Source organism: Marisediminicola sp. LYQ85, from assembly GCF_046600695.1.
Classification (GTDB): Bacteria; Actinomycetota; Actinomycetes; order Actinomycetales; family Microbacteriaceae; genus Marisediminicola.
Genome location: NZ_JBKIWO010000001.1, coordinates 894,844 through 910,188, shown reverse-complemented (window position 1 = coordinate 910,188; position 15,345 = coordinate 894,844). Strand labels below are relative to the sequence as shown.

Genomic DNA, 15,345 nt, shown 5'->3' with positions numbered 1-15,345 from the left:
GCACGTCCATCCTGGAGCAACCACTACATGACAATCACAACGACCGACAGGGCACCGAAGCAGGTCGCCATCAACGACATCGGATCTGCTGAAGACTTTCTCGCCGCGGTCGAAAAGACTCTGAAATTCTTCAACGACGGAGACCTCATCGAGGGCGTCGTCGTGAAGATCGACCGCGACGAGGTCCTCCTCGACGTCGGTTACAAGACCGAGGGTGTCATCCCCTCCCGCGAACTCTCCATCAAGCACGATGTGGACCCCACCGAGGTCGTCCAGGTCGGCGACAGCGTCGAAGCGCTCGTCCTCCAGAAGGAAGACAAAGAAGGCCGCCTCATCCTGTCGAAGAAGCGCGCGCAGTACGAGCGTGCGTGGGGCGACGTCGAGAAGATCAAGGATGACGACGGAGTCGTCACCGGTACGGTCATCGAGGTCGTCAAGGGTGGACTCATCGTCGACATCGGCCTCCGCGGGTTCCTCCCGGCCTCGCTCATCGAGCTGCGCCGCGTCCGCGACCTCACGCCGTACCTCGGCCAGGAGATCGAAGCGAAGATCCTCGAGCTCGACAAGAACCGCAACAACGTCGTTCTGTCGCGTCGCGCGCTCCTCGAGCAGACCCAGTCCGAGAGCCGCACGACCTTCCTCAACAACCTCGCCAAGGGCCAGGTCCGCAAGGGTGTCGTCTCGTCGATCGTCAACTTCGGTGCGTTCGTGGACCTCGGCGGCGTCGACGGTCTCGTCCACGTCTCCGAGCTCAGCTGGAAGCACATCGAGCACGCCTCCGAGGTCGTCGAGGTCGGTCAGGAAGTCACTGTCGAGATCCTCGAGGTCGACCTCGAGCGCGAGCGCGTGTCGCTCTCGCTCAAGGCGACGCAGGAAGACCCGTGGCAGGTGTTCGCTCGCACTCACGCGATCGGCCAGGTCGCTCCCGGAAAGGTCACCAAGCTCGTTCCCTTCGGAGCGTTCGTGCGTGTCGCCGAGGGCATCGAGGGTCTCGTGCACATCTCGGAGCTCTCGGGCAAGCACGTCGAGCTCGCCGAGCAGGTCGTCGCCGTGGGCGACGAGGTGTTCGTCAAGGTCATCGACATCGACCTCGAGCGTCGCCGCATCTCGCTGAGCCTCAAGCAGGCCAACGAGGGTGTCGACCCCGAGGGAACCGAGTTCGACCCGGCACTCTACGGAATGCTCACCGAGTACGACGACCAGGGCAACTACAAGTACCCCGAGGGCTTCGACCCGGAGACCAACGAGTGGCGCGAGGGCTTCGACACCCAGCGCGAGAAGTGGGAGCAGGATTATGCTGCCGCCCAGGCTCGCTGGGAGGCGCACAAGAAGCAGGTCGCCGCAGCCGCGAACGAGCCGATGCCGTCGGCCGCAGCAGCAGCCGGTGGGTCGACCTTCTCGAGCGACGCAGACTCGGCCGGCACCCTCGCCGACGACGAGGCGCTCGCCGCTCTTCGCGAGAAGCTGTCGAACAACTCCTAAGCAGTCGACTCGAACGGCCGGTCCCCTCGGGGGCCGGCCGTTCGGCGGTTAACGGCCGACTGTCCAGCCGCCGACGAGCTGCGTCAGAGTGGCGCGGGGAGATCGACGGCGCGGGCCCGCCGCCGCGCGGTGACACGGCGCACGGCCACGACGGCACCCCACACGGCGAGGGGCACGGCGACGATCACGAGCACGGGCACGAGAACCGCGAAGATCGTCAGCAGGATGCTCCCGGCATCCTCCACTGCGCTCACGAGGGGAGCGGCGGCACCCGCGGTCACGACGTTGAGGACGGGCCGCACCGCCATCTTGGCGAGGTGCACGAGGAGGGCGAGAATCACGCCCGTCGCGATCGGCACCCACTCGGTGCTCGCGAAGAATTCGGCGGGGTCGCTCACGGCGAGGGTCTCGCTCGTCGATCCCGAACCGAAAGCGAGACCGCCGGATGTCGGGCGCACGACCGTCTGGATCCAGTCGTTGATCGTGTCGACCGCCGGGATCTTGTCGGCGATGAACTCGATCACGAGCAGCACCGCGACGATTCCGAGCACCCACTCGTTCGAAAGCCACTCCCACTGATCGGGGAGGTCGACGAAGGTCAGGAACCTGTTGGCGAGGCCGAGGGCGAGCAGCGGAATGTAGGCGTTGAGGCCTGCGGCCAGCGCGAGCCCGGTTCCGGTCAGCAACTCGAGCATGGCGTTCCCCTCGTGACGGTCGCCTTCGATCGTACGCGAGTCGCCCCCGGGCCCGGCAGGGCACCCGCGGGGGTGACGGCCCGGTGTCGCGCGACGCGGCGCCGTGCGACGGCACGCCCGTGCCCGGCGACCTACGATGAGGTCATGCTGCTCATCGGCCTCACCGGCGGGATCGCCTCGGGCAAATCCGTGGTCGCTCGTCGTCTCGCCGACCACGGAGCCGTGCACGTCGACGCCGACGCCCTCGCGCGCGAAGCCGTCGGTCGGGGCACCGAGGCTCTCACCGAGATCGAGCGCGAGTTCGGTGCCGACGTCGTGACCGCCGAGGGGGATCTCGATCGCCGTGCTCTCGCCGCGATCGTGTTCGGTGACCGCGCGAAGCTCGACAGGCTCAACGCGATCACCCACCCCGCCGTGCGGGCACTCGCGCGCGAGCGGATCTCCGCGGCCGGCGAGGCCGACCCCGACGCCGTCGTCGTCTACGACATCCCCCTCCTCGTCGAAACCGGCCGCACCGGCGAGTTCGACCTCGTCGTCGTCGTCGAAGCGAGCGACGAGGTCAGGATCGAGCGCCTCGTCGACCTGCGGGGGATGTCGCGCACCGACGCCGAGAGCCGCATCGCGTCGCAAGCCACCAACGCCGAACGCCGGGCCGTCGCCGACATCGTCATCGACTCCGATTCCACCCTCGAGGAGACCCTCGCGGCGGCCGACGAGGTGTGGAGGGTCGCGGCCCGTTCCGCTGCTGGCAAACACTGAGCCGCGTGTCAGTGGTGCTGCCTAAGCTGGAGTGATGCAGCCCACTCGGTCGGTTCGGCCATTCGAAGTCGTCAGTGAATACACGCCGAGCGGTGACCAGCCCGCGGCGATCGCCGAGCTCACCTCCCGCATCAATGCCGGCGAGACCGATGTCGTGCTGCTCGGCGCGACGGGAACCGGCAAGTCGGCGACGACGGCGTGGCTCGTCGAGCAGGTGCAGCGCCCGACCCTCGTGCTCGCCCACAACAAGACCCTCGCGGCGCAGCTCGCCAACGAGTTCCGTGAGCTCATGCCCAACAACGCCGTCGAGTACTTCGTGTCGTACTACGACTACTACCAGCCCGAGGCCTACGTTCCCCAGACCGATACCTTCATCGAGAAAGACAGCTCGATCAACGCGGAGGTCGAGCGGCTGCGTCACTCGACGACGAACGCCCTCCTGAGTCGCCGCGACGTCATCGTCGTGTCGACCGTGTCGTGCATCTACGGTCTCGGCAGTTCCGAGGGCTACCTCGAGGCCATGATCGCCCTGCAGGTCGGCATGAAGATCAACCGTGACACCCTCATCCGCAAGTTCGTCTCGATGCAGTACCAGCGCAACGACGTCGACTTCTCGCGAGGCAACTTCCGCGTGCGCGGCGACACGATCGAGATCATCCCGATGTACGAGGAGCTCGCGATCCGCATCGAGATGTTCGGCGACGAGATCGAAGCGCTCTATTCGCTGCACCCGCTCACGGGAGACATCGTCAAGAAGCTCGACGCCGTCTCGGTCTTCCCCGGCTCCCACTACGTCGCGGGCCCCGAGGCCATGGAGAAGGCCATCGTCTCGATCAAGTCGGAGCTCGAGGAGCGCCTCGCGCAACTCGAACGCGAGGGCAAGCTCCTCGAAGCGCAGCGACTGCGCATGCGCACGACGTTCGACCTCGAGATGATGGAGCAGATCGGTTTCTGCAGCGGCATCGAGAACTACTCGCGCCACATGGATCAGCGGCAGCCCGGCGAGGCGCCGCACTGCCTCATCGACTACTTCCCCGACGACTTCCTCGTCGTCATCGACGAATCCCACGTCACGATCCCGCAGATCGGAGCGATGTACGAGGGGGATGCCTCGCGCAAGCGCACCCTCGTCGAACACGGGTTCCGCCTGCCGAGCGCACTCGACAACCGCCCGCTCAAGTTCGACGAGTTCCTCGACAGGGTCGGTCAGAAGGTCTACCTCTCGGCGACCCCCGGCAAATACGAGATGGGTATCACCGACTCCGTTGTCGAGCAGATCATCCGTCCGACGGGTCTCATCGACCCCGAGATCATCGTCAAGCCGTCGAAGGGGCAGATCGACGACCTCCTCGAGGAGATCCGCACTCGCACGTCGCGCGACGAGCGCGTGCTCGTCACGACGCTCACGAAGAAGATGGCCGAAGAGCTCACCGACTTTCTCGGCGAAGCGGGCGTTCGTGTGCGCTACCTGCACTCCGACGTCGACACGCTCCGTCGAGTGGAACTGCTCACCGAGTTGCGCGCGGGCGTCTACGACGTTCTCGTCGGCATCAACCTCCTGCGCGAGGGTCTCGACCTTCCCGAGGTGTCGCTCGTCGCGATCCTCGACGCCGATAAGGAGGGATTCCTCCGGTCGTCGACGTCGCTCATCCAGACCATCGGTCGAGCGGCCCGAAACGTGTCGGGAGCCGTGCACATGTATGCCGACGTCATGACCGATTCGATGAAGCGGGCGATCGACGAGACCAACCGGCGTCGCGAGAAGCAAGTGGCGTACAACCTCGAGCGCGGCGTCGATCCCCAGCCGCTGCGCAAGCGCATCGCCGACATCACCGAGGTTCTGCAGCGCGAGCAGGCCGACACCCAAGAGCTGCTCGCCAAGCGTGACGGCCGCAAGCGCTCACCCACGCCCAATCTGCGTCGCGAGGGGCTCGCCTCCGCCGGTGCCGGCGACCTCGAGGCGATCATCCGCGACCTCAACGACCAGATGCTGCAAGCGGCGGGGGAGCTCAAGTTCGAGCTCGCCGGGCGGTTGCGCGACGAGGTCTCCGACCTCAAGAAGGAGCTGCGGCAGATGGAGGCCGCGGGCCACCTCGTGTGAGACGGCCCGATCGAGGGCTAGGCCCCGATCTCGATCGGGGTTCCGAGCGGAAGCATCTCGGCGAGTTCGGTGATGTCGTCGTTTGCGAGGCGGATGCATCCGTGGCTGACCGCTTGGCCGATGCTCGCGGTGTCGTTCGTTCCGTGGAGGCCGATCTGCCCCGGCCCGCCGCCGAACTCCGAGAGAACTTCGGAGAACGCCGACAGCCCGTAGGCGAACGGCCCGTATCCGTCGTTGGTCGGCGCCAGGAGTTCGGTGAGATAGAAGGTTCCGTGCGGAGTCGGGGTGCCGCCGGTTCCCGTCGCGACGGAGTAGGTCGCAACGAGTTCGTCTGCTTCGTAGAGGTCGAGTTCGTTGTCGTCGGTCGACACGTCGAGGCGGTAGGGGAGCTCTTCGATGTCCATGCCTCGAGCCGAGATCCAGCCCGTGACGCCGTTCGGTCGAGTGGGCAGGTAGACCTCGAGCCAATCACCCTCGTGCTCTTTGATGAGGAACGTCAAAGGTGCTCCCGCGGTGTTGGGGTGATCCAACCGGCTCGCGATTTCCCCGTCGGGGGCGTCGAGCACGCGCACCAACGGCATCGTCGCCGTCGCGGAGTAGAAGCTGCCGTCGTCGAAGGGCGACGTCGCGTCGGTCTCGACCGCATCGTCGGAGCTCGACGAGACGGGCGCCTCGGGTTCGGGTGACGCGGTGCAACCGCTGAGAAGGAGGATCGCGGCCGCGGCGAGTGCGACGGTCCTGCCGGCGAGTGTCGTTCGGATCATGAGGTGTTCCTTGCTGCCCGGAGGGGCGAGACGTGCGGGGTGGTGCCCTCACATGCCGGTGGGCCGAGAGCTCCCCTTTCGGAGAACCCTCGGCCCGACCAGCCGTGGTGCGGAGTGGTGCTTAGCCCGCGTAGGTCGCGTTGCCCGACACCGCGGCCGGAGCGACAGCGTCGCCCGAGACCTCGATGACGATGTCGCCGGCGCACGCCGCGATCGAGGTGGCGTACTGCTCCTCGAGAAGGGCGAGGTTCGCCTCGACCTCAGCGCCGGCGCCGACCGCGAGGTCGAAGACGGTGTTGAGCGCGATAGCCAGGTTGAGCTCGGCTGCCAGGATGGCCTCGGTGTTGAGCGCGAGGTCCAGAGCGGCCTGCGCGTCGACGACGGCCTCGGCCGCGGCATCGAAGTCGGCCTGGGCGTCGTCCAAGACGACTGCAGCGTCTGCAGCGACTGCCGCGGCGTCCTCGGCGTCGATAGCGGCGACGAGCACTGCGTCGTCGGCGTCCTCGGATGCCGTCACCGCGAGGGCGAGGTCAGCCGTGAGGTCGTCGACGAGCTCGTCGGCGTCTGCTTCCGCGGCGATCGCGAGCTCGAGGTCGGTGTCGGCAGCGTCAGCAGCGTCGGCGGCGTCGGCAGCGGCGGTGACCGCGACCGCGAGTGCCGCGACGGCCTCGATGAGCGCGTCTGAGGTGATGGCCTGCGCGGCAAGCGCGACATCCAGCGCCTCCTCCGCGTCGGCGATTTCCTCATCGGTGACGGCCGCGGCGAGGTCCGCCTCGGCTGCAACGACGGCGGCTTCCGTGATCTCTGCCGCGTCCGTTGCGTCCTCGAAGTCCGACTGGGCCTCGACGAGAGCGGCACCTGCTGTGATCACGTCGGCGTCGGCTGCGGCGACAGCATCCGTCGCCGCCGTCACGTCGGCCTCGGCATCGTCGGCAGCGATGACCGCGAGCTCGAGCTCCGCCGTCAGGTCGACGACGAGCTGAGCGGCCGCGTCGGCCGTAGCCTCTGCTTCGACGAGGGCAGCCGCGGTGGCGTCGGCGTCGGCGTCGGCGGCGGCAGCATCCTCGATGGCCGCGTCGAGAACCAGTTGGGCCTCGCCTCGCACCTCGATGGCCGCGTCGAGAATGATCTGCGCCTCAGCGGCGGCCTCGAGGTCGGCTCCGTCGATTGCGAGGTCGAGTGCGGCCTCGGCGATGAGCACCTCGGCGAGGGCGGCGATGACGTCTTCCGACAGCGTCGGGTCGGCACCGAGCGAAGCGAGAGTGGCACGGAACTCCGCCTGCGCGGTGATGCAAGCCGGGTCGTCGAGCGCCGCGTTGGCCGGCGCCGTGAACACGAACAGGCTGCCCGTGACGAGAGCAGCGGATGACGTGATGGCGAATGCCCGGTTGCGTGTGGTCGTTTTCATGGTTCTCCGTTGCGTAGGAACTGTCCTCACGTCACCCATGCCGGGATGGTGAGTGGCAAGCGTCCAAGCAGGTCTGCTCTGATCTGCGTGCCTTTGCCGAACGTTTTCACGTGAGGTTCAGCCCGTCAACCGCTGTCCCGCGCCGTATACCCCCACTTTGAGGGTGTCTCCTGGGCGCTCATGCTGCCGGGGGAGCGCGACGGTCTGTGCGTCGGCGACGACACCACCGCGACCGCGCCGTACCCCGTCCGTCGACCACACCGTGCGCCGCCCGGTTTCACAATGTTTATTCACTTTTCCGCGAGGGAAGCGGTCCCCCTTAATGCGGACACGGCATGCGATCACACGCGAGGATTGTTCGATAACAACGTGATAACAGGACAGCTACCTGTGAATCTGCCCAGAACCCGAGAAAATTAGGAATGCCGAAGGGGTAGCAATTTCGGCCGACTTCTGATCATTTCGCCGAGAGCGTCACGGGCGGAGTGCCCCGTGACGAGCAATGTCGGTGGCGTCCGTAGGATATAGAGAGTGTCTATTTCCCCCGTAGAGTCCGATGCCCGACTCAGTGTCCGAGGCGCACGAGTCCACAATCTCCGCAATGTCGACCTCGAGATCCCGCGCGACTCCCTCGTCGTCTTCACGGGCCTCTCCGGCTCGGGAAAGTCGTCCCTCGCCTTCGACACGATCTTCGCCGAGGGCCAGCGCCGCTACGTCGAGTCGCTCTCGGCGTACGCGCGCCAATTCCTCGGCCAGGTCGACCGACCGGATGTCGACTTCATCGAAGGGCTGAGCCCCGCGGTCTCGATCGACCAGAAGTCGACGAACCGCAACCCGCGCTCGACCGTCGGGACCATCACCGAGATCTACGACTACATGCGCCTCCTGTGGGCACGCATCGGCGTGCCGCACTGCGCCGTGTGCGGTGAGCGCATCGAGCGACAGACCGTGCAGCAGATCGCGGACCAACTCATGACGCTCGAGGCCGGCACGCGCTACCAGGTCGTGAGCCCGGTCGTCTCGCAGAAGAAGGGGGAGTTCGTCGACCTCTTCAAAGAGCTCGCGGCCACCGGATACTCGCGAGCCATCGTCGATGGCGAGACCGTGCAGTTGAGCGACCCCCCGACACTCAAGAAGCAGGTCAAGCACGATATCGCCGTCGTCGTCGACCGGCTCGTCGCGGCCGACGACATCCTGACCCGGCTCACCGATTCGGTCGAGACCGCCCTCCGGTTGACCGACGGACTGCTCGCGATCAATTTCGTCGACGAGACAGGCGACGCCGCGTGGCGAAACTTCTCGGAGAAACTCTCGTGTCCGAACGGCCACCCCGTGCAGCTCACCGAGATCGAACCCCGCACATTCTCGTTCAACGCCCCGTTCGGCGCGTGCCCGGTGTGCTCCGGACTCGGAACCCGCATGTCGGTCGACGCAGAACTCCTCCTGGGCGACGAAGAGCTCAGCCTCGCCGACGGGGTCATCCTCCCGTGGACCCAATCGGGCAAGGGACTCTTCAACTACTTCCAGAGACTGCTCGAGGGGCTCGCGCGCGACCTCGACTTCTCGCTCAAGACACCGTGGCGCGACCTCGATGCCGACGTGAAGAAAGCCATCCTCGAGGGCAACAACTTCGAGGTCACCGTCAAGTGGAAGAACCGCTACGGGCGGGAGATGAAGTACTCGACGGGCTTTGAGGGTGTCATGCCCTACATCGAGCGCAAGTTCCTCGAGGCCGAGACCGACTCGGCGAGGCAGCGATACGCGAGCTACCTGCGCGAGATCCCGTGCCCGAGGTGCGACGGCAAGCGACTCAAGCCCGAGGTGCTCGCCGTCACGGTGCACGATCAGAGCATCGCGGATGTGAGCGAGCTGAGCCTCGTGGAGTGCTTCGCGTTCATGCAGAAGCTCGAGCTCACCGAGCGTGAGGCACGCATCGCCGCCGCGGTGCTGCGTGAGATCCGCGCTCGGCTCGAATTCCTCATCCAGGTCGGCCTCAACTACCTCGACCTCTCCCGCACCGCGGGTTCGCTCAGCGGGGGAGAGGCGCAGCGCATCCGCCTCGCCACCCAGATCGGGTCGGGGCTCACGGGTGTGCTCTACGTGCTCGACGAACCGAGCATCGGGTTGCACCAGCGCGACAACCGTCGTCTCATCGAGACGCTCGTGACACTCAAGAACCTCGGCAACACCCTCATCGTCGTCGAACACGACGAAGACACCATCCGCACGGCCGACTGGGTCGTCGACATCGGCCCCGGAGCGGGCGAGCACGGCGGCCGAGTGGTGCACTCGGGTTCCTACGACGATCTGCTCGCCAACACCGAGTCGATGACGGGTGACTACCTCTCCGGCCGCCGCTCCATCGCGGTGCCGAAGACACGGCGACCGATCGACCCCGACAGGCAGCTCGTCGTCGAGGGTGCGCGGGCGAACAACCTCCGCAGTGTCACGGTGGAGTTCCCGCTCGGGGTGTTCGTCGCCGTCACGGGCGTCAGCGGGTCGGGCAAGTCGTCGCTCGTCAACGACATCCTCTACCGCGTGCTCGCGAACGAGCTCAACGGGGCACGTCAGATCCCGGGCAAGCACACGAGGGTCCGCGGTCTCGACAACCTCGACAAGGTCGTGCACGTCGACCAGGCCCCCATCGGGCGCACCCCGCGGTCGAACCCCGCGACCTACACGGGAGTCTTCGACAAGATCCGCAACCTTTTCGCCGAGACCCAGGAGGCGAAGGCCCGCGGATACCTGCCCGGACGTTTCAGCTTCAACGTCAAGGGTGGCCGCTGCGAGAACTGCTCGGGCGACGGAACGATCAAGATCGAGATGAACTTCCTTCCCGACGTCTACGTCGTGTGCGAGGTCTGCGACGGAGCGCGGTACAACCGCGACACGCTCACGGTGCACTACAAGGGCAAGAACATCGCCGAAGTCCTCGACATGCCGATCAGCGAGGCCGCCGAGTTCTTCGAGGCCATCGGCTCGATCAGTCGCTTCCTCAACACCCTCGTCGACGTCGGTCTCGGGTACGTGCGGCTCGGGCAGAGCGCGACCACGCTGTCGGGCGGTGAGGCGCAGCGCGTCAAGCTCGCGACCGAGCTGCAGAAACGGTCCAACGGCCGGAGCGTCTACGTGCTCGACGAGCCCACCACGGGGCTCCACTTCGAAGACGTGCGCAAGCTGCTCATCGTGCTTAACGGCCTCGTCGACAAGGGCAACACCGTGATCGTCATCGAGCACAACCTCGATGTCATCAAGTCGTCGGACTGGCTCATCGACATGGGCCCCGAGGGTGGCTCCGGCGGCGGTGTCGTCGTCGCGACCGGTACGCCCGAGAAGGTCGCCCGATCGAAGAAGAGCCACACGGGTCAGTTCCTCAAAGAAGTACTCGCCGCGAAGTAGACCCGATGGCCGATACCGTTCACTACCGCCCCCGGGCGGGGGAGATACCGACATCCCCCGGCGTCTACCGGTTTCATGACGCCACCGGACGAGTTCTCTACGTCGGCAAGGCGAACAACCTGCGCGCGAGGCTCAGCAACTACTTCGCGCCCCTCCGGAGCCTGCACGAGCGCACGCGACGAATGGTCCTGAGCGCCGACGGGGTCGAGTGGACGGTCGTCGGCTCGGAGTTCGAGGCCTTGCAGCTCGAGTACACCTGGATCAAGGAGTACGACCCTCCCTTCAACGTCAAGTTCCGCGATGACAAGACCTACCCCTACCTCGCGATAACGCTCGGCGACCCCGTGCCGCGCGTGTTCGTGACGCGCAACCGCAAGCTCACGGGAGCACGCTACTTCGGGCCGTACACAAAAGTCTGGGCGATCCGCGAGACGGTCGACCAGATGCTCAAAGCCTTCCCGATGCGCAGCTGCACCGAGAGCACCTACAAGCGCGCCGAGCAGACCGGTCGACCGTGCCTGCTCGGCGACATCGGCAAGTGTGCGGCGCCGTGCGTCGGTCGCATCACCAAATCCGACCACAAGGCCATCGCCCTCGACTTCGCCTCGTTCATGGCAGGCAACGATTCGCGATACCTCGGCGAGCTCACATCGAAGATGAAGCGCGCCTCCGGCGAGCTCGACTTCGAGTCGGCTGCGCGATACCGCGACCAGATCGGAGCGCTCGAAGCGGCGCTCTCGAAGAGCACCGTCGTGCTCCACGACGACGTCGACGCCGACATCTTCGGCATCGCGCACGACGAGCTCGCGGCGGCGGTGCAGCAGTTCATCGTGCGGGGCGGCCGCATCCGCGGGGTGCGCAGCTGGGTCGTCGACAAGGAGCTCGATCTCGACCTCGGCGCTCTCGTCGACACGGTCGTGCAGAACGCGTACGACGACGTCGCACCCCCGAGGGAGGTCATCGTTCCCGAACTCCCCACCGATGCCGCCGCTCTCGAGCAGCTCCTCACGGGCATCCGCTCCGACCGTGGAGCGGGCACGGGTCGCGTGAGCCTGCGCACAGCCCAGCGCGGCGACAAAGCCGCCCTCGCGCAGACCGTCACGTCGAACGCGAAGAACGCGCTCATGCTCTACAAGACGAGGCGCAGCGGCGACTTCGTCGCGCGCTCGCAAGCTCTCGCCGACATCCAGGCCGCCCTCAAGATGCCCGACGCGCCCTTGCGCATGGAGTGCTACGACGTCTCCCATCTGAGCGGAACCAACATCGTCGCGTCGATGGTCGTCTTCGAAGACGGCCTGCCCCGCAAAGACCAGTACCGCCGCTTCAGCATCCCCGAGTCGACCGACGACACCCAGTCGATCTACCAGACACTCAGTCGGCGACTCGCGAGCGTGGGGGAGGAGACGACGCGAGCGGCAGATGACGAGCAATCGGTCAAGAAGTTCGCCTACCGCCCCAACCTGCTCGTCGTCGACGGGGGCCAGCCGCAAGTGGCGGCCGCCGCGCGTGCCCTCGCCGAGGCCGGAGTCACCGACATCCAGTTGTGCGGAATCGCGAAGCGGCTCGAGGAGATCTGGCTCCCGGACTCCGACTACCCCGTGATTCTCCCTCGCAACAGCGACGCACTGTTCCTCTTCCAGCGGATGCGAGACGAAGCGCACCGATTCGCCATCAGCTACCAGCGCTCCAAGCGCCGAAACGACATCACGTCGGCCCTCGACGACATCCCCGGTCTCGGACCCGCACGCGTGCGAGAGCTCTTGAGGCATTTCGGCTCGGTCAAACAACTGCGCGCCGCGACCCCCGACCTCATCGCCGAGGTCAAGGGCATCGGACCGGGTCTCGCCGAGACCATCTACCGCACGCTGAGGGAGTGAGTGGGCCATCCGCGCGGTCACCGTCGCGCGGGTGCGTCGCTAGGCTTGACGGAGCCGAGGGTCGACGGAGCACAGTCACGAAGGGGAGCGCGAGCACACACCATGAGCGACGAGCACGAAGGCCAAGAACTCCTCATCGTCACCGGCATGTCGGGGGCGGGCCGCTCGACGGTCGGGAACGCCCTCGAGGACCACGGCTGGTATGTCGTCGACAACCTGCCACCCCAGATGCTGCCGCCGCTCGTCGACCTCGCGACGCGCGCCGGCAACGCCCTTCCGAAGATCGCCGCCGTCGTGGATGTGCGCGGAGGAGACCTCTTCACCGATCTGCATGAGACGGTCGAATCGCTCAGACACGGCACGCAATTGCGCGTGCTGTTCCTCGAGGCCACCGACGCCGCGCTTGTGCGCCGCTTCGAGCAGGTCCGACGGCCGCATCCACTGCAAGCCGACGGAACGATCCTCGACGGCATCTCCGCCGAGCGCGAGCTCATGCTCGAGATGCGGGAGTCGAGTGATCTCATCATCGACACCTCCGATCTCAACATCCACCAGCTCGCGATGAAGATCGGCGAGAGCTTCGCGAAAGAGGACTCACCCGGCCTTCAGCTCTCGCTCTTGAGCTTCGGATACAAGTACGGACTCCCCGCCGACGCCGACATGGTGGCCGACATGCGCTTTCTGCCGAACCCGTTCTGGGTGCCCGAGCTGCGCGCACACACGGGCCTCGACAAGGAGGTGAGCGACTACGTGCTGCAGCAGGAGGGCGCGGTCTCGTTCATCGAGGGATACGTCGCGGCGATCGCCCCCGTGCTCGCCGGGTATCAACGCGAGAACAAGAGACACGCTACGATCGCCATTGGCTGCACCGGCGGAAAACACCGCTCGGTCGCCGTCACGCAGGCCATCGCCGCGCGACTGCGAGAACAGCCCGGAGTGGCCGTGAGCGTCAAGCACCGCGACCTCGGACGCGAGTGACGAGACCCGACCTCGCCTTCACGCGCTCCCCTCGACAGTCCCGACAGCAAAGGAAACACCCTCAGTGGCCCTCACCGCCGACGTCAAGGACGAACTCGCTCGAATAGAGGTCTCCAAGACCGCGGTGCGCGCGGCCGAACTCGCGACGATCCTGAGATTCTCCGGAGGGCTGCACCTCATCTCCGGGCGCATCGCCGTGGAATCGGAACTCGACACCGCGCAACTGGCACGTCGCGTGCGCAAAGACCTCGCCGAGCTCTACGGCGTGCGCAGCGAGATCTCGGTCATCTCGGCATCGGGGCTGCGCCGCACGAGTCACTACCTCGTGCGCGTTCTCGAGGGTGGAGAGACGCTCGCTCGACAGACCGGGCTCCTCGACGCCCGCCGCCGACCGATCCGCGGACTACCCAACAAGCTCACGACGGGGAGCGTCGAATCGCTCGCCGCGGTGTGGCGCGGAGCATTCCTCGCCCACGGATCACTCACCGATCCGGGGAGGTCGGCCGCCCTCGAGATCACGTGCCCGGGAAACGAATCGGCCATGGCTCTCGTCGGTGCCGCCGGGCGCCTCGGTGTCGCGGCGAAGGCCAGGGAGGTCCGCGGCATCCACCGCGTCGTCATCCGCGACGGGGAGTCGATCAGCGCGATGCTCAAGCACATGGGTGCCGCGACGACCGTCGTCAACTGGGAAGAACTGCGTCAGCGCCGCGAGGTGCGCGCGACCGCCAACCGCCTCGTCAACTTCGACGACGCCAACCTGCGCCGATCGGCCCAGGCCGCTGTGGCCGCGTGCGCTCGCGTCGAGCGCGCCCTCGAGATCCTCGACGGCGACGTGCCGGACCACTTGCGCTACGCCGGCGAACTGCGACTCAACTTCCGCGACTCGAGCCTCGACGAGCTCGGTCACCACGCCGACCCGCCGATGACGAAAGACGCGGTGGCCGGGCGCATCCGGCGGTTGCTCGCGATGGCCGACAAGAAGGCCGTCGACCTCGGCATCCCGGGAACCGACGCCAACCTGCCCCCCGACTACGACGACGCGTGATGCGCTGCGGCGCGGTCACCCACTGTTGAACATCCGCTGAGATTGTCACCCCGCGGGAAGCAACCCCGCCCGCGCGCGGTTAGCCGTAACTAGACTGGATAGGTCACCCCGAGAGCACGGTTCAGTGCCCGGAGCATCACAACGCAAGGAGACAACCAATGGTCGAATACACCCTTCCCTCGCTGCCATACGACTACGCGGCCCTCGAGCCCAGCATCAGCGGCAAGATCATGGAGCTGCACCACAGCAAGCACCACCAGGCGTACGTGACGGGTGCGAACACCGCTCTCGCCGCTCTCGCCGAAGCTCGGGACACCGACTCGCTCGCCAACGTCAACAAGCTCGAGAAGGACCTCGCCTTCAACCTCGGCGGCCACGTCAACCACTCGATCTTCTGGACCAACATGTCGTCAGACGGGGGAGACAAGCCCACGGGTGAGCTCGCCGCCGCGATCGACGACAACTTCGGCTCGTTCGACAAGTTCGCGGCCCACTTCACCGCCGCGGCACTCGGAGTGCAGGGTTCGGGATGGTCGGTGCTCGCATGGGACTCGATCGGCCAGCGCCTCATCATCCAGCAGTTCTTCGACCAGCAGAGCAACTTCGCCGCGGGCATCGTTCCCGTGCTCATGCTCGACGTCTGGGAGCACGCGTACTACCTCGACTACCAGAACGTGCGCGCCGACTACGTGAAGGCATTCTGGAACATCGTCGACTGGTCGAACGTGCAGTCGCGCTTCGAGACGGCTCGCGAGAAGACCACGGGCCTGCTGCTACTGTCGTAGCGGCCGAGAGCCCGGCTCCGGCCGGGCTCCCCACCTCCCTCATCCTCCACCC

At 66.4% G+C, this 15,345-nt stretch carries 11 protein-coding genes; 8 read left to right on the top strand and 3 right to left on the bottom strand.

Features of this window, described 5'->3' with window-relative positions; all coding sequences use genetic code 11:
• Positions 1-27: 27 nt before the first annotated feature.
• Positions 28-1,482 carry a 30S ribosomal protein S1 gene (gene rpsA / locus ACLHG5_RS04245; RefSeq protein ID WP_411315441.1) on the top strand — a complete coding sequence of 485 codons (1,455 nt, stop codon included), beginning with the start codon at positions 28-30 and terminating at the stop codon, positions 1,480-1,482.
• An 83-nt stretch (positions 1,483-1,565) separates the two neighbouring features.
• Here the strand turns inward: rpsA and ACLHG5_RS04240 are convergent, their stop codons facing one another.
• Positions 1,566-2,177, bottom strand: a complete 612-nt coding sequence (locus tag ACLHG5_RS04240; RefSeq protein WP_411315442.1) for a DUF4126 domain-containing protein — start codon at positions 2,175-2,177, stop codon at positions 1,566-1,568.
• 144 nt (positions 2,178-2,321) lie between these two features.
• Here ACLHG5_RS04240 and coaE point away from each other — a divergent pair, with 144 nt between their 5' ends.
• Together coaE and uvrB are read left to right on the top strand one after the other, a co-directional pair.
• Positions 2,322-2,936, top strand: a complete 615-nt coding sequence (coaE, locus tag ACLHG5_RS04235) for a dephospho-CoA kinase (RefSeq protein ID WP_411317954.1) — start codon at positions 2,322-2,324, stop codon at positions 2,934-2,936.
• Positions 2,937-2,970: 34 nt separating this feature from the next.
• Positions 2,971-5,037, top strand: coding sequence for an excinuclease ABC subunit UvrB (gene uvrB / locus ACLHG5_RS04230; RefSeq protein ID WP_411317953.1), 2,067 nt, complete (start codon positions 2,971-2,973; stop codon positions 5,035-5,037).
• Positions 5,038-5,054: 17 nt separating this feature from the next.
• Here the strand turns inward: uvrB and ACLHG5_RS04225 are convergent, their stop codons facing one another.
• Both ACLHG5_RS04225 and ACLHG5_RS04220 read right to left on the bottom strand, forming a co-directional pair.
• Positions 5,055-5,801 carry a L,D-transpeptidase gene (locus ACLHG5_RS04225; RefSeq protein WP_411317952.1) on the bottom strand — a complete coding sequence of 249 codons (747 nt, stop codon included), beginning with the start codon at positions 5,799-5,801 and terminating at the stop codon, positions 5,055-5,057.
• Positions 5,802-5,922: 121 nt separating this feature from the next.
• Positions 5,923-7,209 carry a hypothetical protein gene (locus ACLHG5_RS04220; RefSeq protein WP_411317951.1) on the bottom strand — a complete coding sequence of 429 codons (1,287 nt, stop codon included), beginning with the start codon at positions 7,207-7,209 and terminating at the stop codon, positions 5,923-5,925.
• A 531-nt stretch (positions 7,210-7,740) separates the two neighbouring features.
• Between ACLHG5_RS04220 and uvrA the strand changes: the two genes are divergently transcribed.
• From uvrA to ACLHG5_RS04195, 5 genes are all read left to right on the top strand, one after another.
• The gene (gene uvrA, locus ACLHG5_RS04215; protein WP_411315447.1) at positions 7,741-10,608 is read left to right on the top strand and encodes an excinuclease ABC subunit UvrA; all 2,868 of its coding nucleotides are present in this window, start codon (positions 7,741-7,743) and stop codon (positions 10,606-10,608) included.
• A gap of 5 nt (positions 10,609-10,613) precedes the next feature.
• The gene (uvrC, locus tag ACLHG5_RS04210) at positions 10,614-12,485 is read left to right on the top strand and encodes an excinuclease ABC subunit UvrC (RefSeq protein ID WP_411315448.1); all 1,872 of its coding nucleotides are present in this window, start codon (positions 10,614-10,616) and stop codon (positions 12,483-12,485) included.
• 102 nt (positions 12,486-12,587) lie between these two features.
• Positions 12,588-13,463 (top strand): RNase adapter RapZ, encoded by an 876-nt coding sequence (gene rapZ / locus ACLHG5_RS04205; RefSeq protein ID WP_411315449.1) that lies wholly within the window; start codon positions 12,588-12,590, stop codon positions 13,461-13,463.
• Between the two features lie 64 nt (positions 13,464-13,527).
• Positions 13,528-14,508 carry a DNA-binding protein WhiA gene (whiA, locus tag ACLHG5_RS04200; RefSeq protein ID WP_411315450.1) on the top strand — a complete coding sequence of 327 codons (981 nt, stop codon included), beginning with the start codon at positions 13,528-13,530 and terminating at the stop codon, positions 14,506-14,508.
• Positions 14,509-14,666: 158 nt separating this feature from the next.
• Positions 14,667-15,293, top strand: coding sequence for a superoxide dismutase (locus tag ACLHG5_RS04195; protein ID WP_411317950.1), 627 nt, complete (start codon positions 14,667-14,669; stop codon positions 15,291-15,293).
• The last annotated feature ends 52 nt before the right edge of the window (positions 15,294-15,345 follow it).